This window comes from Peribacillus sp. NPDC096540, from assembly GCF_050278525.1.
Taxonomy (GTDB): Bacteria; Bacillota; Bacilli; order Bacillales; family DSM-1321; genus Peribacillus.
The window spans coordinates 26,148-48,936 of record NZ_JBNNTG010000016.1 but is presented as its reverse complement, the minus strand read 5'-3'; the positions used below and the strand labels follow the sequence as shown (position 1 = coordinate 48,936).

Sequence of the window (22,789 nt, the reverse complement as noted above, 5' to 3'; positions counted from 1 at the left end):
CCTCGCTAGCTTAAAGCCAGTCTATATCTGTTATTGTTCGCTCTATTTCCGGAAAAGAATCTAGAAATTTAAGGGCATTTTGAAGTTCTCTCTCAGTAGCCTTCCTTGATGATGAAACGGTTACGATAGAAATCTTTGTTCGCTGCCATAGATCCTGAAAATCCGTTTCTGCTACTGATATATTGAACTTCTGTTTAAGCCGTGACATAACACGCTGCAAAACGGCTCGTTTTTCTTTCAAAGAATGGGTGTCATAGATGATGCACTCACATTGGACAGAGCCAACGATCATTTACGCTCTATCTCTTCCATTACATAAGCTTCAATTACGTCGCCTTCTTTAAGGTCATTGTAATTTTTAATGGTAATACCGCACTCATAGTTCGTTGCCACTTCTTTTACATCATCTTTAAAACGTTTCAATGCATCAATTTCACCTTCGTAAATGACGACACCTTCACGAATTAAGCGAATGCCGCTATCACGTGTGATTTTTCCTTCTGTAACATAAGAACCAGCGATCGTACCAACTTTAGATACTTTGAAAGTCGTACGAACTTCAGCCTGACCGATAATTTTTTCTTCAAATTCAGGGTCAAGCATCCCTTTCATAGCCGACTCGATCTCTTCGATAGCCTTATAAATGATACGGTGAAGGCGGACATCAACATTTTCTGATTCAGCCGCGCGTTTCGCATTCACATCAGGACGGACGTTAAATCCGATGACGATTGCATTAGAAGCTGTAGCTAGGATAATGTCAGACTCTGTAATAGCCCCAACGCCAGTGTGAATAATTTTCACTTTTGCGCCTTCTACTTCTATTTTATTCAGGGAAGCGGCAACTGCTTCAGCAGAACCTTGAACATCCGCTTTTAAGATGATGTTCAATTCTTTAATTTCCCCTTCTTTCATTTGCTCGAACAATGTATCTAGCGTTACACGAGATTTTTCATTACGTTGTGAAGCAAGCTGTCTTTGCGCACGAACTTCCCCAACTTGACGGGCTGTTTTTTCATCTTCAAAGACGATGAAACGGTCCCCTGCCTGTGGAACTTCATTTAAACCAGTGATTTCAACCGGTGTGGAAGGACCTGCATCCTTAACACGACGGCCAAGGTCATTAAGCATTGCACGAACGCGGCCGAATGTATTACCAATAACGATTGGATCTCCGACTTTCAACGTTCCGTTTTGAACAAGCAACGTTGCTACAGAGCCGCGCCCTTTATCCAAACGTGCTTCGATAACCGTTCCGTTTGCTTTCCGGCTTGGATTTGCTTTATATTCTTCTACTTCACTAACAAGTAGAATCATTTCCAACAAGCTATCGATTCCTTCACCTTTTTTAGCTGAAATAGGTACGAAAATTGTATCCCCGCCCCATGCTTCAGAAACTAAACCGTGCTCTGTCAATTCTTGCATAACGCGGTCTGGATTAGCGGCTTCTTTATCCATTTTATTAACAGCGACGATAATTGGAACTTCTGCTGCTTTAGCATGGTTAATCGCTTCAACAGTTTGAGGCATAACACCATCATCTGCTGCAACGACTAGGATTGTAATATCTGTAACCTGAGCTCCACGAGCACGCATTGTTGTAAACGCAGCATGTCCTGGTGTATCAAGGAATGTAATTTTTTTGTCGTTAACTTTAACTTGATAAGCACCGATATGCTGAGTGATTCCGCCTGCTTCGCCTTCTGTTACTTTCGTATTACGAATAGAATCAAGCAATGTCGTTTTACCATGGTCAACGTGTCCCATAATCGTTACAACAGCAGGACGTTCGATCAAATCTTCAGAAGCATCTTCAGTCACTAATGACTCAAGGTCAGTTAGGTCAACACGAATCTCTTCTTCAGCCAATACACCGTATTCCGTACAGATTAATTCAATAGCATCTTTATCTAATGTTTGATTAATTGTAGCCATCACACCAAGCATGAAAAGCTTTTTAATGATTTCAGACGGTTCACGATGAAGTTTTTTACCAAGTTCCATAACAGTCAAAGACTCATAAAACGTAATTTTCTCTGGAAGTTCTCTTTCTTTACGTTTAGTAACAGGAGCCTGCGGTGCTTGCTGTCTTTGTTTATTATTTTTATTTCGGTTATTTCTACCTCTACTAAACTGTCCTGCTGGTTTTTTCGTACCTACAGGTTTAACTGGAGGTTTTTTCTTTAGCTTTTCTTTATTAACCGTACTCTTCTCATCTGCTTCTGCTTCGTATTTTGCAACCGTAGCGTTAGCTTTTGGTTCAGCAGCTTGGCTTTTTTCTTCGCTTTTAGGCTTAATTGAATCGTTTAATTTATTTACAGTTGAATCGTCTAATGCTGTCATATGGTTTGTTACCTCTATATTCATTTCTTTAAGTTTAGTTATTACTTCCTTGCTTGAAACATTCTTTTGTTTTGCATATTCATATACACGCAATTTTGTCATACGTTCACCCCCGTAAAATTTAATCGAGCAGCGTTCGGAGTTTTTGTGCAAAACCTTCATCCAGAACTGCGACGGCAACTCTAGCTTCCTTACCAATCGCATGGCCGAGCATAGACCTGCTTTCGACTCTTTTTAAAGGAACCTGATAAAATGCGCACTTATCAGATATTTTTTTTTCAGTGTTTTTTGAAGCGTCCGCGGATAAAATAACAACTTTGGCATTACCGCTTCTAATCTCTTTAACCACTAATTCTTCACCCGAAATTAGCTTGCGTGCTCGATTGGCCAAACCTAATAGAGACATCCATTGTTGTTGTTGGGTCATGGTGTTAGTATTTCTCCTTATTCACTAATTCAAGCAATTGTTCATAAAGGGAGGAATCGATTTGGGTACTAAGGTGATTAGCCAGCACATTTTTCTTTTTGGCCAGTTCGATAACATCCCGATTAAGAGTCAAATAAGCTCCTCTTCCCGATTTTTTTCCGGTCGGATCAAGGCTGACTTCCCCTTCTTTAGATCGAACGATACGTATGAGTTCTTTCTTCGGCTTCATTTCGCCTGTGGCCACACATTTACGCATCGGGATTTTTTTTCGGCTATTCATCTTTTTTCACCTCTAAATTACTCGTTATCCTCTTCGAAATCTATATCCTCTTCATTCACATAGCTATCCCTGCTTAAAAGGAATTCCTGTTCTTCAACCGGGTAAATTCCCGCTTCACGGGCTTCTGTTTCACTCTTGATATCAATTTTCCAGCCAGTAAGTTTGGCGGCTAAGCGAGCATTTTGTCCACGCTTACCAATTGCAAGTGAAAGCTGATAGTCCGGAACGATTACAGTTGTCGCCTTCTCTTCTTCTTTTACGATAACTTCAAGTACTTTTGAAGGGCTTAAAGCATTCGCAACAAATATAACCGGATTTTCCGACCATTTAACGATATCGATTTTTTCACCTTTTAATTCATTGACGATGGCTTGAACACGTTGTCCTTTTTGGCCTACGCAGGAACCGACCGGATCGACTTCTTCGTTTTCAGAGTGCACGGAGATTTTTGAACGGTCACCTGCTTCACGAGCAACCGACTTAATTTCTACAGTTCCATCAAAAATTTCAGGCACTTCGATTTCGAATAAACGCTTTAAAAGTCCAGGATGTGAACGGGATACAAAAATTTGCGGTCCCTTGGACGTCTTTTCAACTTTTGTGATAAAAACTTTAATACGATCATGAGGTTTATACTGCTCATTAGGCATTTGTTCATTGACTGGAAGCAATGCTTCGATTTTACCTAGACTCACATAAATAAATCGAGAATCTTGGCGTTGAACAATCCCTGTCATGATATCCTCTTCGCGATCAATGAATTCAGCATAAATGATTCCGCGCTCTGCTTCCCGCACTCTTTGAGTAACAACTTGCTTCGCTGTTTGTGCAGCAATGCGGCCGAAATCTTTTGGCGTTACTTCCATTTCGACAATATCCTCTAGCTGGTAGTTGGGATCAATCGCTCTTGCTTCTTCAACAGAAATTTCCAGACGTGAATCGAATACTTCATCTACAACGTCTTTTCTGGCAAATACACGCATTGTTCCTTTACCAAGATTCAAGTCGATACGTACATTTTGCGCTTGGTTAAAGTTACGACGATATGCCGATATAAGAGCAGCCTCAATCGCGTCGATTAAAACTTCCCTGGAAATTCCTTTTTCGTTTTCTAAAATATAGAGAGCATCCAATAACTCATTGCCCATGGTGATCCCCCTTACGGATATTTAATTATTGATTTGCTTGACTTAAGAGAAGGTAATCGCCAATCTTGCTTTGGCTACCTTTTCGTATGGAATGACGATTGTTTTCTTTCTTGTCTTGATTTTGATTTCAAGCGTCACTTCGTTCCCATCAAAGCTAGTTAAGATTCCTTCAAATTCTTTTTCATCTAAAATGGGCTCGTATGTTTTTATGTAAACATTTTTACCGATAGCATTAAGGAAATCTTTCTCTTTTTTCAGAGGCCTTTCAGCTCCGGGAGATGAAACTTCGAGAAAATAAATTTGTGGAATTGGATCAACTTCATCAAGCTTTTCACTGAGCTTTTCACTCGCTTTTCCGCAATCTTCAAGATCTACGCCTGTTTCTTTATCAATGTACACTCGAAGGAACCAGCTTTTACCTTCCTTCACATACTCCACTTCAACTAATTCAAGCTGCAATTCTTCAAGAATTGGTAATGCTAATTCTTCTACAACTTCCGTTACCTTTTTACTCATTTGTTTCCTCCATACGTGCGTTGTATGCGCTTGGTTTCGGATTCAAAATAAATGGTCAATACAACACGAAAGAGTGGGTTTCCCCACTCTTGCCATTGGTTCCTCTTAGTATTTCCAATAAAAATATACCATAATCAAGATATTTATGCAAATATCATGTCTGTTTCTTCCTTTTTACCATCAGCTTCTCTTTTAAAATAAAGATAACTGGTTTTGTTCAGGCAGAGACTCGAGACAGCCTTGTTTATCAAGGTATTCAAGAATCGTCTTGGATACTTTCCCTCGCTGTTGTAAGTCTTCTTTCGAGAGGAATTCCCCATTCTTACGTGCATTAACAATATTGATGGCCGCATTTGTTCCAAGACCAGGTATTGAATTGAATGGTGGAATCAACGTGTTTCCTTCAATTATGAATTGGTCTGCACTGGATTTATACAAATCCACTTTAGCAAAGCTGTATCCGCGCTCACACATTTCTAAGGCAAGTTCAAGAACCGTCAATGTATTCTTTTCCTTAGTAGATGCATCCAATCCTTTTACACTGATTTCTTCAATCTTAGTTTTGATCGCCTGAGATCCCCGCGTCATCGCATCGATTTCAAAATCATCGGCACGAACTGTGAAATAAGCGGCATAATATAATAAAGGTAAATGCACTTTAAAATAAGCAATTCGGACAGCCATTAAAACATAAGCAGCAGCATGGGCTTTCGGGAACATGTATTTAATCTTTTTACATGAATCGATATACCATTCCGGCACCTCATTTTTTCTCATTTCTGCTTCGAATTCCTCGGAGAGCCCTTTCCCTTTACGTACTGATTCCATAATTTTAAACGCCAGGGAAGGATCGAGCCCTTGATAAATCAGATAGACCATAATATCATCCCGACAACCGATAACTTCGCTAAGTGTACATATTCGGTTGTGAATCAACTCCTGAGCATTACTCAACCATACATCGGTACCATGAGATAATCCGGATATCTGGACAAGCTCGGAAAATGTTGTTGGTTTCGTGTCTTCAAGCATCTGCCTAACAAAACGCGTCCCAAATTCGGGAATACCGAGGGTTCCAGTTTTACACATAATTTGATCTTCGGTTACTCCTAATGATTCAGTACTGCTGAATATTTTCATTACTTCAGGATCGTCTGTCGGAACCGTTTTTGGATCGATACCGCTCAAATCCTGAAGCATCCTGATCACAGTCGGATCATCGTGACCAAGAATATCAAGTTTTAAAATATTATCGTGAATTGAATGGAAATCAAAGTGAGTTGTTTTCCACTCGGAAGTTCGGTCATCAGCTGGAAACTGAATAGGTGTAAAATCATAAATATCCATGTAATCTGGAACAACGATGATCCCACCTGGATGCTGTCCAGTAGTCCGCTTTACTCCTGTACATCCGGCAACAAGGCGGTCAGTCTCAGCTCCCCGCATATGGATATTATTATCGGTAGAATATCCTTTTACATAGCCATATGCCGTTTTTTCAGCGACCGTACCAATCGTTCCAGCGCGGTATACATACTCTTCTCCAAACAAGACCTTAGTATAGTTATGGGCCTTTGGCTGATATTCACCGGAGAAGTTCAAGTCAATATCAGGAACCTTATCCCCTTTAAATCCAAGGAAGGTTTCAAACGGGATATCATGTCCGTCTTTTGTATAAGCAACGCCACAATCCGGACAGTCTTTATCTGGCAGGTCAAATCCAGAACCCACAGAACCGTCATTGAAGAATTCCGATTTTTTGCACGTTGGACACACATAATGCGGCGGCAGCGGGTTTACCTCAGTAATTTCAGTCATCGTTGCAACGAACGAAGATCCCACTGACCCCCGTGATCCCACGAGATATCCATCATTCAAAGATTTTTTAACTAGTTTGTGAGAAATCAAATAAATAACGGCAAATCCATGGCCAATGATGCTTTTCAATTCTTTTTCAAGGCGGGCTTCTACGATTTCCGGCAGGTTCTCTCCGTATATCTTCCTTGCCATGCCGTAACTCATCTCACGCATCTCTTCTTCTGCGCCTTCAATCTTAGGCGTGTATAACTCATCCTTGATAGGCTTGATTTCTTCTATCATATCAGCGATTTTATTTGTGTTAGTTACCACGACTTCTTTGGCTTTCTCAGAACCAAGGAATGAGAAGGCCCTCAGCATTTCATCAGTTGTCCGGAAATGTACATCCGGCAGCTTATGACGATTCATCGGGTTCGCTCCACCTTGTGAATTCACAAGGATTTTACGATAAATTTTGTCGTTTGGGTCTAAATAATGAACATTCCCTGTTGCAACGACAGGTTTATCCAATTTCTCACCAAGCTTGACGATATTAGTGATGATTGTTTCTAACGATTTATCATCCCTGATATATTCTAGCTCAATCAAATGCTGGTATACTTCCTTCGGATGAATTTCAAGATAATCGTAAAATTCAGCGATATCTATGACTTCCTCAAAACCTTTTTGCATCATCCCTTCAAAAACTTCCCCTTTATCACATCCGGATCCAACGAGAATTCCTTCACGATACTTTTTAAGTTGGGAACGCGGTAACCGAGGCACACGATAATAATAATCAATATGTGATATCGAAATTAATTTAAAAAGGTTTTTTAAACCAGCCTGTGTTTGCGCAATCAGCGTACAATGGGACGGACGGGAACGCTGATAAGCATTTCCTTTACCCATATTGTCATTTAACTGATCATGATGGGTAATGTCTTTTTCCATCGCATCCTTTAGCATCTTCAACATAAGGTAGCCGGTAGCTTCGGCATCATATATGGCCCTATGATGCTGGGTCAAATCGATATCGAACTTTTTACATAATGTATTTAAACGATGATTTTTAAACTCCGGATATAAAAATCGGGCTAGTTCCAATGTGTCCAGAACTGGGTTGGCCGCCTTTGGATATCCCATATTTTTATAACCTATATTCAAAAAGCCCATATCAAATGTCGCGTTATGAGCAACGAGAATGGCATCTCCAGCCCAATTCCTGAACTTTTCGAGTACTTCTGAGACTTCAGGAGCATTCTCTACAAGATCATCAGTGATTCCAGTTAAATCTATGGTCGTATTTGATAATGGATGATGAGGATTCGCAAATGACTCGAATCGATCAATAATGTCCCCGTCACGAATTTTTACTGCAGCAAATTCAATTATCGTATCATAAACGGCCGACAGTCCTGTCGTCTCTACGTCAAACACGACATAAGTGGCATCAGCCAATGCAATATGCGCCTCATTATATACAACCGGAACGCCGTCGTTTACAAGATTCACTTCGACACCGTAAAGAATTTTAATGTCATTTTTTTTCCCGGCACTATAAGCTTCAGGGAATGATTGTGCACCTGCATGATCCGTAATGGCAACAGCTTTATGCCCCCACTTGGCTGCCTGTGCAATTAGGGCAGAAGTCGGTGTCACCGCATCCATTTGACTCATCGGAGTATGCATATGCAGTTCGACCCGCTTTTCTCCTTCAGGAGCCTTATCCTGTCGTCCCTGTTTAGAAATTTCATTTATATCATTTGCAATCATAACCAAATCCCGTACAAATGTATCGTTTTGAATGCTACCTTGAGCACGTACCCACATTCCCTTTTTCACACGGGCAAGAATCGCGGCATCTTCTTTATCGCGTGAAAACATTTTGACTAAAATTGAGCTGGTATAATCCGTGACTTTGAACGTCAATAAGCTACGTCCACTGCGAAGCTCTCGGACTTCCGCATCAAACACAAAGCCCTCAATTGCAATTCTTCGCTCTTCATCGATAATCTGTTCAATTCTGCGGAAATCAGCATCTTCTTTAATCGTATAACCAATCTTAACCGGTCCTTCGTAGGCGCCATCGTCTGCACCTTTTTCCGATTCTTTCTTCTGCATTTCCACTAGGGCAGCAAGTCCCTTTTCTGCGTCTTCCTTTTGTTTCTCTTCTAAAAACTTCTGGTAATCAGGATTCGAAACTGTTTCCTTCACTTCCGCATCAAGAGTCAGTGGAGGGAAACCAAACGTTTGGTAGATATTTGAAATAAGTCCAGAGTATTTTCGTTTCAACTGACCAGCCTCAGTATCATTTCGAGCACTTACAATAATTTTATATCCGTTTACTGTAGGCTCTTGCTCATTTAGTAGTGATAATAAAGCTGGAGACATGCCTTGAAGCTCGCCTATGCAGTATTTCCAATACTCTTTAACTAATTGTTCGGTTACTTGCGGGTTAGCTACATTCAAAGTGAATGAGACCTTCGCAATATGGGCGAAGGTACTTGCTAATTGAGCATCAAGTCTTGTATAGACACTGCAAGGAATTATCGCAGGTATATTAAAGGCGAAATGCCATGTTTTGGACTCTCTCTCAATTGAGAGCTTATCAATTTCGGCACCAATGAAAAAGTTCACAAAGGCATCATCAGTCAAGCCCATCTGCTGGAGCAAGAGTTGAAATCTCTCTCTACCGCTATTTGGATTTTGATCCATTTCCTCTCTCCCCTTATCTACTATCTCTTAAGATTTTATTTACTATCATTTCAACTCTAATATCAGTGGTTATTATAACATAACACGTATCTTTCACGAGTATCTAAATCTAGGAAAAGGAAAAGCATCATTCAATTGAATGATGCCTCCCTTGGCTATTTTTTAAAATAACTATCCTAATATTTCGCGAAGTTTTTGAGTAAGTTCAGCTCTTTCAATTTCAAGAACTTCACCAGTTTTACGGATTTTCACTTCGACAATTCCCTCTGAAGCCTTTTTACCGACTGTTACACGGACAGGAAGTCCCATTAAGTCTGAATCAGCAAATTTAACACCGGCACGTTCTTGACGATCATCCATCAGAACGTCAAAACCTTGTGTTTTAAAATCATTATACAATTCTTCCGCAAGTGCAGACTGCGCTTCGTCCTTCATATTAATTGGAATCAAATGAACCTGGTACGGCGCTAAGTTCACTGGCCAAACCAATCCTTTTTCATCGTTGAATTGCTCTGCTACAGCTGCAAGTGTCCGAGATACACCAATTCCGTAACAGCCCATGATCATCGGCTGTGATCGTCCATTTTCATCAAGGAAAGTCGCGTTCATCGCTTCGGAATATTTTGTCCCAAGCTTGAATACGTGACCAACCTCAATCCCTTTAGCAAATTGAATTTTTCCGTTTCCATCCGGTGATGGGTCACCCTCTTGAATAAAACGAAGATCCAAATAATTAGCTACCTTAAAGTCACGGTCTGGATTTACATTCACATAATGGTAGTCTTCATCATTTGCACCACAGATTCCATTGACCATTACTTCGATAGCAAAATCCGCAATCACTTCTACGTCAGAAGAGACCTTGATTGGTCCAAGAGAACCAATTGCACAGCCTAAAACCTCTTTCGTCTCGTTTGGATCTGCCATTTCTACGACTGAAGCGTTATAGAAATTCTTCAACTTGATATCATTGACTTCATGATCACCGCGCACCAATACAAGTACATATTTCTCATCCACTTTAAACAACAACGATTTAATCAACTTCGTAGCATCCGTTTTTAAGAATGTTGCTACTTCCTCGATTGATTTTTGCCCAGGTGTATGAACTTTTTCAAGTGCCCCCTGTGCTTCTGAACTTTTTTCATAGTTCACACTTACTGGTGCCATTTCAATATTAGCTGCATAATCAGACGTATCTGAATAGGCAATTGTATCTTCCCCTATTTCAGATAGAACCATAAATTCATGTGTATCTTTTCCACCCATTGCTCCTGAATCGGCAATGACCGCACGGAAATCAAGACCGCAGCGGCTAAATACATTTGCATAAGCCGCATATAATTTTTTATAAACAGCATCAAGGCTTTCTTGATTAGCATGGAAAGAATAAGCATCTTTCATGATAAATTCACGTCCACGCAACAATCCAAAGCGCGGCCGCTGTTCGTCACGGAATTTCGTTTGAATTTGGTATACCGTTAAAGGAAGACGCTTGTAAGACTTCACTTCATCGCGAACTAGACTAGTAATCACTTCTTCATGTGTGGCACCAAGAGCAAATTCACGGTTATTACGGTCCCTCAAACGCATCAACTCTGGACCATATGTATACCAGCGCCCAGATTCCTGCCAGAATTCCGCTTGTTGTAAAGCCGGCATTAATAGCTCGACTGCACCCGCATTATCCATCTCTTCCCGAACAATGGCTTCAACCTTTTGAAGCACTTTTTTCCCAAGCGGCATAAAGCTATATACCCCACTGGAATTTTGTCTCATAAATCCTGCACGTAATAAAAGCTGATGACTTTTAATTTCTGCATCTGCAGGTACTTCTCTCAATGTAGGGATTAATGTCATACTTTGTTTCATATCTGCACCTCTTCAATAATTCCTTTAAATTAAACTGCCGCTACGGATAAATACATACTGCAGCTTTTATACGGTCATATAATACAAAAAAAGACTTTCTGAGTTATTCAGAAAAGCTGATTTAATATACTCATTCTCGATTATACTTACGATTTACCTAGAAAACAAACTATTTCCCCAAAACGTTTAAAAAACTTAAGAAAATGGTGATTTCCATTCCCATGATTAGAAACAGCCAACAGATAATTCTGCTGGCCTGTTATACCTTATTCGAACATGTTTTATAAGAAGAATCGCTGGATGTCATTCCAAGTAACGACAATCATTAACAACATCAGCAATGCAAACCCGATAAAGTGAACCATTCCTTCTTTTTGGCGGTCAATTGGTTTTCCTCTTAAGAATTCTACCACGAAGAATAGCAGTCTTCCTCCATCCAACGCTGGTAATGGAAGAAGGTTCATAATTCCTAGGTTAATGCTGAGCAATCCTGCCCATTTCATCAATGTGAATATACCTTGTTTTGCAACTTCTTCTGTGGATTTATAGATTCCTACAGGGCCTGATAAACTGTCGATCGTAAAGCCGCCTGTTACAAGGTCACCAAGAATGATAAAGATTTGTTTTGTCCAAAAATATGTTTCGGTAAAACCGTATTGTATAGCTTTAATTGGTGCTTTTTCAACTGGAGGGTAGACACCAATAATTCCAATTTTCTTGCCATCTCTTTTCACTTCTTGAGGAACAACTGGTACTTCTAGTGTTTTCCCGTTCCTATCAACGACAAACTCAATCTCTTGTCCAGGGTTTTTTTGTATGCTTTCCTGAACATCTCCCCAAGATGAGACTTCTGTTCCCTCAATCGATTGAATGACATCCCCAGATTTTAATCCAGCATTTATAGCTGAACCATCTGCAGTCAGTTCACCGAGTTTTGCTTCATCCACAACGACCCCTTGAAACAAACCAATCAACACAAAAATGACAAACGCCAAAACAAAGTTCATCGCTGGCCCAGCTACAATCGTAAGGAAGCGGTGTCCAAGCGACTTTGAGGCAAATTGACGGTCATAAGGTGCAATCTGATTTTCCACACCATTTTCAACGATTACCGCTTCTTTATGAATGGTAAAGGTTTTTACCGTATCTTCCTCTCCCTCTTCATAACCTGTAAGAATCAGTTTGTGATCAAGGTCGATCACTTCTACTTCAACAAGCCTGATATCAGGATATTTATCTTTATTGTTCAAAATGATTTTTGTAACATACTCTTCATTATCAAAAATTAATCCTACGCGATAGCCCGGCTTCAGCTCAATATTTTCAGCATCTTCGCCAGCCATACGCACATACCCACCTAGAGGAAGCAGGCGAATCGTATAAACCGTTTCCTTCTTTTTATACGTGAATACTTTTGGTCCGAAACCGATTGCGAACTCACGGCATAAAATTCCGGCACGCTTTGCAAACACTAAGTGTCCAAGCTCATGGAAAAATACAAGAGCACCGAAAATGATAATGAACGCTATAATCGTTTCTAAAGTCTGCATGTTCCGGTCACCTATCTTTCACTAAAGATTCTATATACTGCCTTGTCATTAAATCTACTTCCTGAATGGTTTCTAAATCAGGAAGTGCTATGACAGAATGTTGATTCAGCGCTTTTTCAATCAAAGTCTCAATTTCCAGAAATGATACCTTACCAGATAAAAATGCAGCAACTGCTGCTTCATTGGCTGCATTCAACACGGTTGTCATTGTTCCGCCCATTTTACCTGCTTTATAGGCAAATTGCAAACAAGGATATCTAGTAAAATCCATCTCGCTAAAGTGAAGGTTTCCTGCATCAGCCAAGTTCAGACGTTTACGCCCCACGAGTGGTTGACGGTCTGGATAAGTAAGTGCATATTGAATCGGTACGCGCATATCTGGTGTGCCCAGTTGGGCAATCACACTGGAATCATGAAATTCAACCATAGAATGGATGATACTCTCCCTATGTAGCAATACATCAATTTTATCGTATGGAAGATCGAATAGCCAGTGGGCCTCAATAACTTCCAACCCCTTATTCATCATCGAAGCAGAATCTATCGTAATTTTAGCGCCCATTGACCAGTTCGGATGGTTTAGCGCCTCTTCCACCGTTACACCTTTCAATTCCTCCCGGGTACGATCCCGAAAGCTGCCGCCTGATGCAGTAATGACTAGACGCTCGATATTCTTTTCCTTTTCGCCCTGTAACGCCTGGAAAATCGCTGAGTGCTCACTATCAACAGGGAGTAATCTAACTCCAGCTTTTTTAGCTTCATTTATGACCAAATGACCTGCAGTCACTAATGTCTCCTTATTGGCGATTGCAATATCCTTTTTAGCCTTGATTGCTTGTAAAGTTGGATAGAGTCCCACGCTTCCGATGACGGCATTGACTAATATTGTAGCTTGATCATAAACAGCAACAGCCGTCAGTCCTTCATCCCCGTACATGAACTCGATATCTTTTTTGCTGAAGAATTCACTTTTTAAAACATGATAATCCTCTTTAGTCTGTACTGAAACAAGTTTCGGTTCAAACTCTTGTATGTAAGTTCTGACCAATTCTATATTTTTTCCAGCAGAAAGCGCGACTATTTTGAATTGATCAGGATGAGCCCTCACTACATCCGCTGTTTGTTGGCCAATCGAACCTGTTGCACCCAAAAGGCTGATATATTTCAAATCGTTCATCTCCTAATTTATATAACACTTACCTATGCCAATATTTGTATTATAATACATGCAATAAATGCAAAATCGGTAAAATAAATATCAAACTATCAAGCCTGTCCAAAATTCCTCCATGACCTGGAAGAAGCTTTCCTGAATCCTTTACCCCATAATGACGTTTATAAGCCGATTGAACAAGATCACCCAATTGGCCGAATATCGCAATGATTAAAGAAATCAATAACAATTGAAATAATGTATAGTCGAGCGAAGAGAATGCATAAAATAGCACACCCACTATCAACGCGGAGAATATCCCTCCGAAAAATCCCTCCACTGTTTTATTTGGACTGATTTCAGGCCATAACTTTCTTTTACCAAGTGACTTACCAATAAAGTATGCTCCTGAATCGGTTGCCCAAATCGTAAATAATGCAAGCAAAATATATATCAGACCCAGACCCAAAGAATCACGTGTTTCAAATAGATAGTAGAATCCCATACCTAGATAAAGGATAGTGATCACTAAAAAGCCTGCGTCATCAAAAGTAAAACGATTTTTTGAAATAACTGTATAAAGAAGTAACAGTAAAACGCCCATTAAGAAAATTTGGACTTTATCGTAATTAATATTGGCTAAAAAAGCGATATTTTCATTGGGTAGTAAAAGTACCCACAACAAGATATGTGAAAGAATCGCTTCAAAAGAGAACACACGCATATTTTTCATTTTCATCAATTCATACAAACCAATGGATGCTAGCAGATAAACCATCAGTAAAAAGGGAATTCCCCCTAAAATAACTATTGGAATGAAGATAGCGGCTGCAACGACCGCCGTAATAATTCGCTGTTTCATTATTCCATTTTCCTCGCCTTCTACATTAAACGCCACCGAATCTTCGTGAACGCTTTTGATACTCCTCAACTGCCTGCAATAAATGCTCTTCACTAAAATCCGGCCATAAGACATCTGTAAACCATAGCTCTGTATATGCCGCTTGCCATAGCATGAAATTACTTAAACGAATTTCACCGCTTGTGCGAATCAGTAAATCTGGATCCGACAAATGTTTGGTCATTAAGTAACTTGTAAGTATTTCCTCCGAAACATTTTCCTTTATTATACCATTCTTAGCATCATCAATGATGCTATTCACTGCGGTTACGATTTCCCCGCGGCTTCCATAGTTTAGAGCAAAGTTTAAAATCATCCCATCATTATTCTTAGTATCTTCCATAGCCCGTTTAACGGCATGTTGAGTATGTGACGGGATTAGAGACAAGTCGCCAATCATCTCAACTCTTACATTTTCAGAAATAAGCTCAGGTAAAAAGGTCCCGAGAAATTCCTGAGGAAGCTTCATTAAAAAGTCGACTTCACTTTTCGGACGTTTCCAATTTTCAGTGGAGAACGCATAGACGGTTAATGTTTTGACTCCTAATTTATTGGCAACTTTCGTAATTTTACGAACGGTTTTCATTCCTTCATGATGACCGGCCACGCGTGGCAGTGCACGCTTCTTGGCCCAACGGCCGTTTCCATCCATAATAATGGCAATATGTTGAGGAACATCAAACTTCTTAATATGCTGAATCCTATTTGTTACATCGGAAGAAGCATCTTTTTTAACGAAACGCTTCCATAGTGAATACATATGTTAGTCCCCCATTAGGTTGTACTTATCTCTCTACAAAGTTAAAATATTCGCGCTCTATGTATATCAAGCCTTCTGCGAAAAAGAACAGAATCTTTATTATAATATCAAAAAAAAACTTGTTCTCATATTATTATGAAAAAAAATTCTTAATTAGAAGCCAGAAAGGGAGAAATAACCACTTCTCTTTTTCTAAAAACGGTTTATCATTTTCAATACAATAAAAAATACAAAAAAGGACCACCTCCAACGTTTGCATGCAGCTTACTAACTCAAGGCGTAATCATTATCGGAGAAACCTTATTATAACAGTTTTCTCTTTTTAGCACACCTATATGTTAGAACTAAGACATGACCAGTATGGATTCGGCCCTCTTTATTTTATCAATTCTTTAAGAAGATCATACTTCCAAAATTTCTTTTTCTTTATCTTTCGTAATCTCATCGATTTTCGTGATATTGCTATCTGTCATCTTTTGGATGTCATCAGCATAGCCGCGTAAATCATCTTCAGTGATTTCACCATTTTTTTCAAGTTTTTTCAAATCGTCATTACCATCGCGACGAACATTACGGACTGCTATTTTCGCTTCTTCCGCTTCTTTCTTGACAACCTTCACAAGCTCTTTTCTACGTTCTTCAGTTAACGCAGGAATGGCGATACGGATGATTGATCCATCATTGGAAGGATTTAAACCTAAGTCTGATTTCAAAATAGCTTTTTCAATCTCACCTAATACGGTTTTGTCATAAGGTTGAATCACTAAAAGTCTAGCTTCCGGTACAGAAATACCAGCAAGCTGATTAATCGGGGTTGGAGAACCATAATAATCAATAGATATTCTATCAAGCAACGAGGCATTTGCCCTGCCGGCACGGATGCTGGCTAATTCACGTGTGTAAGCTCCAATGGCTTTTTCCATTTTCGTTTTCGCATTTGAAATAACTTGTTTTGGCATCTTTTATTTCCCCCTTACAATTGTTCCAAGCGTTTCGCCTAAAACGGCTCTTTTAATATTACCTTTTTCCATAATCGAGAAGACAATCAATGGTATATCATTGTCCATGCAAAGTGAGGACGCAGTTGAATCCATTACTTCTAATCCCTCTTTAATCACATCAAGATAAGAAAGTTCATCATACTTCACAGCATTTTTATCTTTAACCGGGTCAGCATTGTAAACGCCATCCACATTATTCTTCGCCATCAAGATAACGTCAGCTTCAATTTCAGCTGCACGCAAGGCGGCAGTAGTATCCGTTGAAAAATAAGGATTACCTGTACCAGCTGCAAAAATTACAACTCTCTTTTTCTCAAGATGTCTGATCGCACGGCGTCTAATGTATGGTTCTGCCACTTGTCTCATCTCAATGGAAGTTTGGACGCGTGTTTCAATTCCAAGTTGATCAAGGCTATCTTGTAACGCCAATGAGTTCATGACAGTAGCCAACATACCCATATAATCGGCATTAGCACGATCCATGCCCATTTCACTTCCGATTTTCCCGCGCCAAATGTTTCCGCCACCGACAACAACAGCAACTTCTACATCAAGTTCAGCTACTTCTTTAACTTGTTCAGCAATTGATTTAATTACTGCAGGGTTAATTCCAAATCCTTCGTCACCGGCTAATGCTTCGCCACTGAGTTTTAGTACAACACGTTTATATTTAGCGTTACTCATGAAAACCTCCAACTATGTAATCTTTTCGTTCATTCATCCTGCTATTCTTGCTACCAAAAATTTATGACATTTCAAAAAATAGGGAACACTAGAGTGTTCCCTATTCAATCATTTTCTTGCAATTAGTCTTTTTTAACTTGGTTCATTACTTCTTCAGCAAAGTTTTCTTGACGTTTTTCAAGACCTTCGCCTACTTCATAACGAACGAATGATTGGATTTTTCCACCTTTTGACTCTACAAATTGTCCAACTTTTTGATCTGGATTTTTAACGAAAGCTTGTTCGTTCACACAGATTTCTTCGTAGAATTTGTTGATACGTCCTTCAACCATTTTCGCAACGATTTTTTCTGGTTTGCCTTCATTAAGAGCTTGTTGTGTAAGAACTTCACGTTCGCGGTCTAGTTCACTTGCATCGACTTGGTCACGTGAAATATATTTCGGGTTAATTGCAGCGATATGCATTGAAACGCCTTTAGCTGCCTCTGCATCAGTTGTGCCCTCAAGAACAGAAAGCACACTGATACGTCCACCCATGTGAAGGTATGCGCCAAATGCGTCATTATCTGTTTTTGTAACAACTTGGAAACGACGTAGAGTTAATTTTTCACCAATTTTAGCAACTGCTGCATTGATATGATCTGCAACTTTTGCTCCATTTTCCATTGTTTGTTCAAGAGCAACTTCAACGCTTTCAGGTTTGTTAGCAAGAAGGAATGCAGCCAATTCTTTAACAAGAACTTGGAAGCCTTCGTTTTTAGCAACGAAATCTGTTTCTGAGTTCACTTCAAGGATAACTGCTTGGTTTCCTTCAACAACGATAGAAGTTAAGCCTTCAGCAGCGATACGGTCTCCTTTATTAGCAGCTTTCGCAATTCCTTTTTCACGTAGGAAATCGATTGCTTTTTCCATATCTCCTTCAGTTTGTACTAGCGCCTTTTTACAGTCCATCATGCCGGCACCAGTTTTTTCACGCAATTCTTTAACTAATTGTGCAGTGATTGCCATAATATTTATCCTCCTCAAATTAAATGCAGTTTATTCAGTCTTTACCCATTTTGCCAGATAATACTTGTTTTTATCAATAAAAACAATAAATTATAGCAAAATCCTCAAAAAATCATCAACTGGTCAGTCTTATGGACAAAACCATGATGTCATATTATCTTCATTCCCTAAAAATCAACCGTAACGTTTTTTAAAGAGATTCGTACGGGATTTATGTATGCTTATTTAGTGCAAAAAAAAGGGATAAAAGGCATTATCCTCTTATCACCTTTTTTTCTTGCTAATTAAGCAACCTTTTTTTGCCTATTAAGCAGTTGTTGTTTCAGTCGCTGTTTCTTCGCCTTGTTTAGCTTCTAAGATAGCATCTGCCATTTTACCTGTTAATAATTTAACAGCACGGATTGCATCATCATTCGCAGGAATAACTACATCGATTTCATCCGGATCACAGTTTGTATCAACGATACCAACAAGTGGAATGTGTAATTTGTGTGCTTCCGCAACAGCAATACGCTCTTTGCGAGGGTCGATAACGAAGATCGCATCTGGAAGAGTCTTCATATCTTTAATACCGCCTAAGAATTTCTCTAAGCGATCCCATTCTTTTTTAAGTTGGATAACTTCTTTTTTAGGAAGTACTTCGAAAGTTCCGTTTGCTTCCATTTTTTCGATATCTTTAAGACGAGTAATACGTTTTTGGATTGTTTCAAAGTTTGTTAAAGTTCCACCTAACCAACGTTGGTTTACATAGTACATACCAGAACGGATAGCTTCTTCTTTAACAGATTCTTGAGCTTGTTTTTTAGTACCAACGAAAAGAACAGTTCCACCGTTAGCAGCTAGTTCTTTAACGAAGTTATAAGCTTCCTCAACCTTTTTAACTGTTTTTTGAAGGTCGATGATGTAGATGCCGTTACGCTCAGTGAAGATATATTTCTTCATTTTCGGGTTCCAGCGACGTGTTTGGTGTCCGAAATGCACACCAGCTTCAAGCAATTGTTTCATAGAAATGACTGACATTTTAGTTCCTCCTAAATGGTTTTGTTTTTCCTCCGCACCGATCATTTTCATACAGAAACTGTCTTAAACAGCACCATCTGTTAGAATCACGGGGCGTGTGTATTAACACCATTTCATAATATATCATAATGATACGACACAATCAAGCAAAAATTATCTATTCATGCGAAACTTTAATAAAAGTTCAATTTCTGTTTGGCCGCGATTTAATTTTTTTGCGATTTTTTCTATAGAATGGCCTTGATCCGCTAAATAGTCTACTTGTTCATTTAATGATAATTCAGTTAATCCAACCAGTAACTTGCCTAGAAATTCATTTCCAATCGGATTCTCCTCGTTGGACAGAGTAGGGACTTCTGAAGAAAGATCCAATCTATCTTCAGATTTTACAGGGAATCTATGATCCTCATTATCTTCAGGCTGTTTTTTATAGGCTTCGGCAGCCTGCTTTTTTGTTCCCATAGGCCGCCCTTCTTTGTAATCGAGCAACATCTTTTTCTCTCGCTTGATTTCGTTATCTCTCCTGGAATTCTTCACTACCACACGTTCTTGTTCTTCATGCTCATTCTTTGGTATTAATGGAACTGAATTCGTAAAAGTCTTTATCAATGTCTCGTTATCTTCCTTCATTTCCATTATATAACCAGATAAAAGTTCTTCCATCTCACTTATGATGGCCTTTTGGTCTTTTTCGAGCTTACTTAAACGATTTTGACGGAGATATAAAACGATAACGGCGAATATGGTGAATATGTTTAAAACAAACAGTAGAAACATAAAAATTGCTAACATGGTGCCTCCTCTTAACCCGAATAGTCAATCCTGATTCCTTTATACGGATGAGAATCTTTTTTCTCTGTTGTTGTTTCTTTCTTATTTTCTTTCTGCCTCTCTTTTTTTAGAAGCTTCCCTTTATCGGTATTCCCCTCTTTTTCATAAAAATGAGCCGGAAGCTTTTGTTCTTCACTTACTACAGTCTTTTGTTTTCGTTCTTGATTCTTTTGAACTTGATGGGCTGCATGATCTTGTTGGATTAAATTTTTTTGTTGATTTTGCTCTTGGATCTTCCCTGCATCTTGGGTTCTAGGAAGAGCAATTTGCATCTCGATCGCTTTTAAACTCATGACAACCCACCCTTTCTATAAAAGTGGAATTTACAACACTCTTTCTTTCCCAACAACTCAAAATACAGAACAAGTGCCTAGCATGTATTCTCGTCATCGTACCCAATTAAATTGGATGGACCTGAACTGATTTTTTGTTGGCGATTTGAAGAGTATTGCTGGTTTACTCTACAATTGGGAGGAAAAATGCACCTGAAGCTACCCTTTCAGGTACTAGCGATTGGGATATTATGTAATTTAAACACTTTTACAGAGTCTGTTTTCGAACACATGACGATTTAATATGGGTAATGATCAAGAGAACTCAATTAGAATAACTTCCCAAACATTTTATAATGCATTTTGAGAAGAAATCCTCATTACATATCTCGGAGAGAAAATGGAAAGGAACTCTTTATCCTCATAATATGAAACCCAGCCTCCATGCCCCTTCACCCTCTATTTTTCTGCTTGATTCTTTTTATCCAGCATCGCGTTTCTTAGTTTATATATCGTTTTAGAGTGAATCTGAGAAATCCGCGACGTAGATAGGCTCATTACCTGTCCAATTTCAGTTAATGTAAGCTCTTCTTTATAAAAAAGTTGTAAAACCAACTGTTCTTTTTCATTAAATGTTTCTATAACTTGGGCTAATTCCATATAAAGTTCTTCCCTTAACAGATGTTCCTCAGGTAGATTTGCTTTTTCATCTTTAATATGAAAGTTTGTACCTTCTTTATCATCATGCTCTTGAGGATTCTCATCTATTGATAAAACGTTGGCAAAGAAATTCTCATTTAATGCAGCATATACATCATCTTCCGGAATATTTAATTCAGATGCAATTTCATTTGGCGAAAGATTCCTCATGTATTTCTGCTCTAATTTTTCAATCGCAGACTCAATTTTCTTGGCTTTATCTCTTGCACTTCGCGGGAGCCAATCTTCTTTCCTTAATCCATCTAGTATCGCACCACGAATTCGAAATGAAGCATATGTGTCAAATTTCAGGTCACGTTTTGGATCAAAACGTTCTAGGGCATCGAATAACCCCATCATCCCCAAACTCCTTATATCATCACGGCTCACATTTTTAGGAAGGCTGACTGAAATACGTTGGACATGATACGATACAAGTGGGATATATTTTTTAACCAAAATGTCACCGGCTTGTTGATCTCTGCAGTCAATCCAATTTTTCCAGCATAACTGTTCCTCTCCGATAGTCAGATTAGACATGGGACTTCCTCCTAACATTGTATACATTTTGTAATCAAAACAGCCCTCGAAGGCTCTAGATGCAACAATATTTTGATTGTAAGTGTTCCTGTCATTTTCAAGTTGCACTTTTTTCTGACATGTCATAATCCCTTATTATATGTTTTTTGTTCCTTTATTCACGGTCCGGATATTTAACATACAATCTTTCGAATTAAATTCTATTGTTCTACCACTATTCCCACCCACATCTTCAGCAACAACATGGATATTCAAGTCTGCTAATTCTTTCCGGACGGCCTCCACATTTCTGGGCCCAATTCTCATTAAATCCCCTCCAGAGGCAAATTGAAACATTTGTGCCCCACCAGCTATCTTCGCTTTTAAAAAAATCAATCTTGCTCCTTCTTTTACTAAACGCTGCACTAATTCCTTTACCGCCGTATCTGCAAATTTAGCAACGTTAATATGTCCCAATTTAGCGAGTGAAGAGTCAGGCAACATGACGTGAGCCAAACCGGCAATCTCTTTTTTTTCGTCATAAATCACAACTCCAACACATGATCCTAGCCCTGAAGTACGGATCGAATAGGGAGATTTTACAATATTCATATCTGCTATGCCGACTTTTACAACTTTGACCTGTAATAATTTAGTCATTTGTTGTCACTCCTAAAGAGGCGAAAATGATATCAAAAGATTCAGGATCGGGTAACAGAAAGAAATGACCATTGATAGATTCCACAAACAACTGATCCTTTTCAAGTACAGTATCAATGACAATGGCTGTGTCACTTACTTGTGACAATTCCAATAATCCGTAACTGATTGATGCCCCGACCATGTCGATACTCAATGACGGAACAGATGGATATAAATTCAATTGGGTGAAATCTGATAGAGAAGATAGATAGGATCCCGATAATATATTCCCTAATTCCTGCAGGCAAGAAAGAGCCAAATCAGTATATGGAGTGGAATTTATTGAAAAGGTTTCATCTCCTGTCATCTGTTGAATGAAGTATTCAGCAACAGGTAGAGAAAGGATAAAAAACATACTACCGGAAGCATCGCCTTCTATTCGCAAGAAAATGCTAGCAACAACTTGATCAGCCCCACCAGCCATTTCCATCATTTCATCAAAGGAGACCACTCGGACATTAGGAACATTCATATCAATTTTCCTATTAAGAATTGCCGAAAGTGCAGTGGCTGCGTGTCCGGCGCCAATATTGCCAATTTCTTTCAAGATATCGAGCCGAAGGGGATTAATTTTCTCAATAAACGACAT

The 22,789-nt window shown here is 39.2% G+C and carries 21 protein-coding genes; all 21 read right to left on the bottom strand.

The genetic code is table 11. The features are described 5' to 3' along the window. Positions 1 to 10: 10 nt before the first annotated feature. The 21 genes from ACQKMR_RS14990 to ACQKMR_RS14890 all read right to left on the bottom strand — a co-directional run bounded on the left by ACQKMR_RS14990 (position 11) and on the right by ACQKMR_RS14890 (position 22,789). Positions 11 to 292 (bottom strand): DUF503 domain-containing protein, encoded by a 282-nt coding sequence (locus ACQKMR_RS14990; RefSeq protein WP_427698006.1) that lies wholly within the window; start codon positions 290 to 292, stop codon positions 11 to 13. Then, positions 289 to 2,445 (bottom strand): translation initiation factor IF-2, encoded by a 2,157-nt coding sequence (gene infB, locus ACQKMR_RS14985; RefSeq protein WP_427698005.1) that lies wholly within the window; start codon positions 2,443 to 2,445, stop codon positions 289 to 291. The genes ACQKMR_RS14990 and infB overlap by 4 nt, the downstream gene beginning before the upstream one ends. Positions 2,446 to 2,464: 19 nt before the next feature. Further along, complete coding sequence (locus ACQKMR_RS14980) at positions 2,465 to 2,770, bottom strand: YlxQ family RNA-binding protein (RefSeq protein WP_056526846.1); 306 nt, start codon at positions 2,768 to 2,770, stop codon at positions 2,465 to 2,467. Between the two features lie 4 nt (positions 2,771 to 2,774). Next, on the bottom strand, positions 2,775 to 3,050 hold the full coding sequence (gene rnpM / locus ACQKMR_RS14975; protein ID WP_427698004.1) for an RNase P modulator RnpM: 276 nt from the start codon (positions 3,048 to 3,050) through the stop codon (positions 2,775 to 2,777). Positions 3,051 to 3,067: 17 nt separating this feature from the next. After that, the gene (nusA, locus tag ACQKMR_RS14970) at positions 3,068 to 4,198 is read right to left on the bottom strand and encodes a transcription termination factor NusA (protein ID WP_053345359.1); all 1,131 of its coding nucleotides are present in this window, start codon (positions 4,196 to 4,198) and stop codon (positions 3,068 to 3,070) included. A 42-nt stretch (positions 4,199 to 4,240) separates the two neighbouring features. Beyond that, positions 4,241 to 4,714, bottom strand: a complete 474-nt coding sequence (gene rimP, locus ACQKMR_RS14965; RefSeq protein ID WP_053345358.1) for a ribosome maturation factor RimP — start codon at positions 4,712 to 4,714, stop codon at positions 4,241 to 4,243. 192 nt (positions 4,715 to 4,906) lie between these two features. Further along, positions 4,907 to 9,229: a PolC-type DNA polymerase III gene (locus tag ACQKMR_RS14960; RefSeq protein ID WP_427698003.1), complete on the bottom strand. Its 4,323-nt coding sequence runs from the start codon at positions 9,227 to 9,229 to the stop codon at positions 4,907 to 4,909. Between the two features lie 171 nt (positions 9,230 to 9,400). Further along, on the bottom strand, positions 9,401 to 11,101 hold the full coding sequence (locus ACQKMR_RS14955; protein WP_427698002.1) for a proline--tRNA ligase: 1,701 nt from the start codon (positions 11,099 to 11,101) through the stop codon (positions 9,401 to 9,403). A 281-nt stretch (positions 11,102 to 11,382) separates the two neighbouring features. Next, on the bottom strand, positions 11,383 to 12,651 hold the full coding sequence (gene rseP, locus ACQKMR_RS14950; protein WP_427698001.1) for an RIP metalloprotease RseP: 1,269 nt from the start codon (positions 12,649 to 12,651) through the stop codon (positions 11,383 to 11,385). Between the two features lie 7 nt (positions 12,652 to 12,658). Next, positions 12,659 to 13,819 (bottom strand): 1-deoxy-D-xylulose-5-phosphate reductoisomerase, encoded by a 1,161-nt coding sequence (dxr, locus tag ACQKMR_RS14945; protein WP_427698000.1) that lies wholly within the window; start codon positions 13,817 to 13,819, stop codon positions 12,659 to 12,661. A 49-nt stretch (positions 13,820 to 13,868) separates the two neighbouring features. Beyond that, on the bottom strand, positions 13,869 to 14,666 hold the full coding sequence (locus tag ACQKMR_RS14940) for a phosphatidate cytidylyltransferase (protein ID WP_427697999.1): 798 nt from the start codon (positions 14,664 to 14,666) through the stop codon (positions 13,869 to 13,871). Between the two features lie 25 nt (positions 14,667 to 14,691). Continuing rightward, positions 14,692 to 15,465 carry an isoprenyl transferase gene (locus ACQKMR_RS14935; protein WP_427697998.1) on the bottom strand — a complete coding sequence of 258 codons (774 nt, stop codon included), beginning with the start codon at positions 15,463 to 15,465 and terminating at the stop codon, positions 14,692 to 14,694. A gap of 401 nt (positions 15,466 to 15,866) precedes the next feature. Then, positions 15,867 to 16,424 carry a ribosome recycling factor gene (gene frr, locus ACQKMR_RS14930; protein ID WP_427697997.1) on the bottom strand — a complete coding sequence of 186 codons (558 nt, stop codon included), beginning with the start codon at positions 16,422 to 16,424 and terminating at the stop codon, positions 15,867 to 15,869. Between the two features lie 3 nt (positions 16,425 to 16,427). Next, on the bottom strand, positions 16,428 to 17,150 hold the full coding sequence (pyrH, locus tag ACQKMR_RS14925; protein ID WP_053345351.1) for a UMP kinase: 723 nt from the start codon (positions 17,148 to 17,150) through the stop codon (positions 16,428 to 16,430). A 122-nt stretch (positions 17,151 to 17,272) separates the two neighbouring features. Further along, on the bottom strand, positions 17,273 to 18,157 hold the full coding sequence (tsf, locus tag ACQKMR_RS14920) for a translation elongation factor Ts (protein WP_427697996.1): 885 nt from the start codon (positions 18,155 to 18,157) through the stop codon (positions 17,273 to 17,275). 306 nt (positions 18,158 to 18,463) lie between these two features. Beyond that, positions 18,464 to 19,177, bottom strand: a complete 714-nt coding sequence (rpsB, locus tag ACQKMR_RS14915; protein ID WP_056526825.1) for a 30S ribosomal protein S2 — start codon at positions 19,175 to 19,177, stop codon at positions 18,464 to 18,466. Between the two features lie 153 nt (positions 19,178 to 19,330). Continuing rightward, entirely contained in the window at positions 19,331 to 19,969 is a 639-nt protein-coding gene (locus ACQKMR_RS14910) for a hypothetical protein (RefSeq protein ID WP_427697995.1), read from the bottom strand. An 11-nt stretch (positions 19,970 to 19,980) separates the two neighbouring features. Then, the gene (locus ACQKMR_RS14905; RefSeq protein WP_427697994.1) at positions 19,981 to 20,301 is read right to left on the bottom strand and encodes a hypothetical protein; all 321 of its coding nucleotides are present in this window, start codon (positions 20,299 to 20,301) and stop codon (positions 19,981 to 19,983) included. A gap of 438 nt (positions 20,302 to 20,739) precedes the next feature. Next, a complete protein-coding gene (locus ACQKMR_RS14900; RefSeq protein WP_427697993.1) occupies positions 20,740 to 21,519 on the bottom strand; it encodes a FliA/WhiG family RNA polymerase sigma factor in 780 nt (259 codons plus the stop codon). 135 nt (positions 21,520 to 21,654) lie between these two features. Further along, positions 21,655 to 22,158 (bottom strand): chemotaxis protein CheD, encoded by a 504-nt coding sequence (locus ACQKMR_RS14895; RefSeq protein WP_427697992.1) that lies wholly within the window; start codon positions 22,156 to 22,158, stop codon positions 21,655 to 21,657. Further along, positions 22,151 to 22,789: a chemotaxis protein CheC gene (locus ACQKMR_RS14890; protein ID WP_427697991.1), complete on the bottom strand. Its 639-nt coding sequence runs from the start codon at positions 22,787 to 22,789 to the stop codon at positions 22,151 to 22,153. The genes ACQKMR_RS14895 and ACQKMR_RS14890 overlap by 8 nt, the downstream gene beginning before the upstream one ends.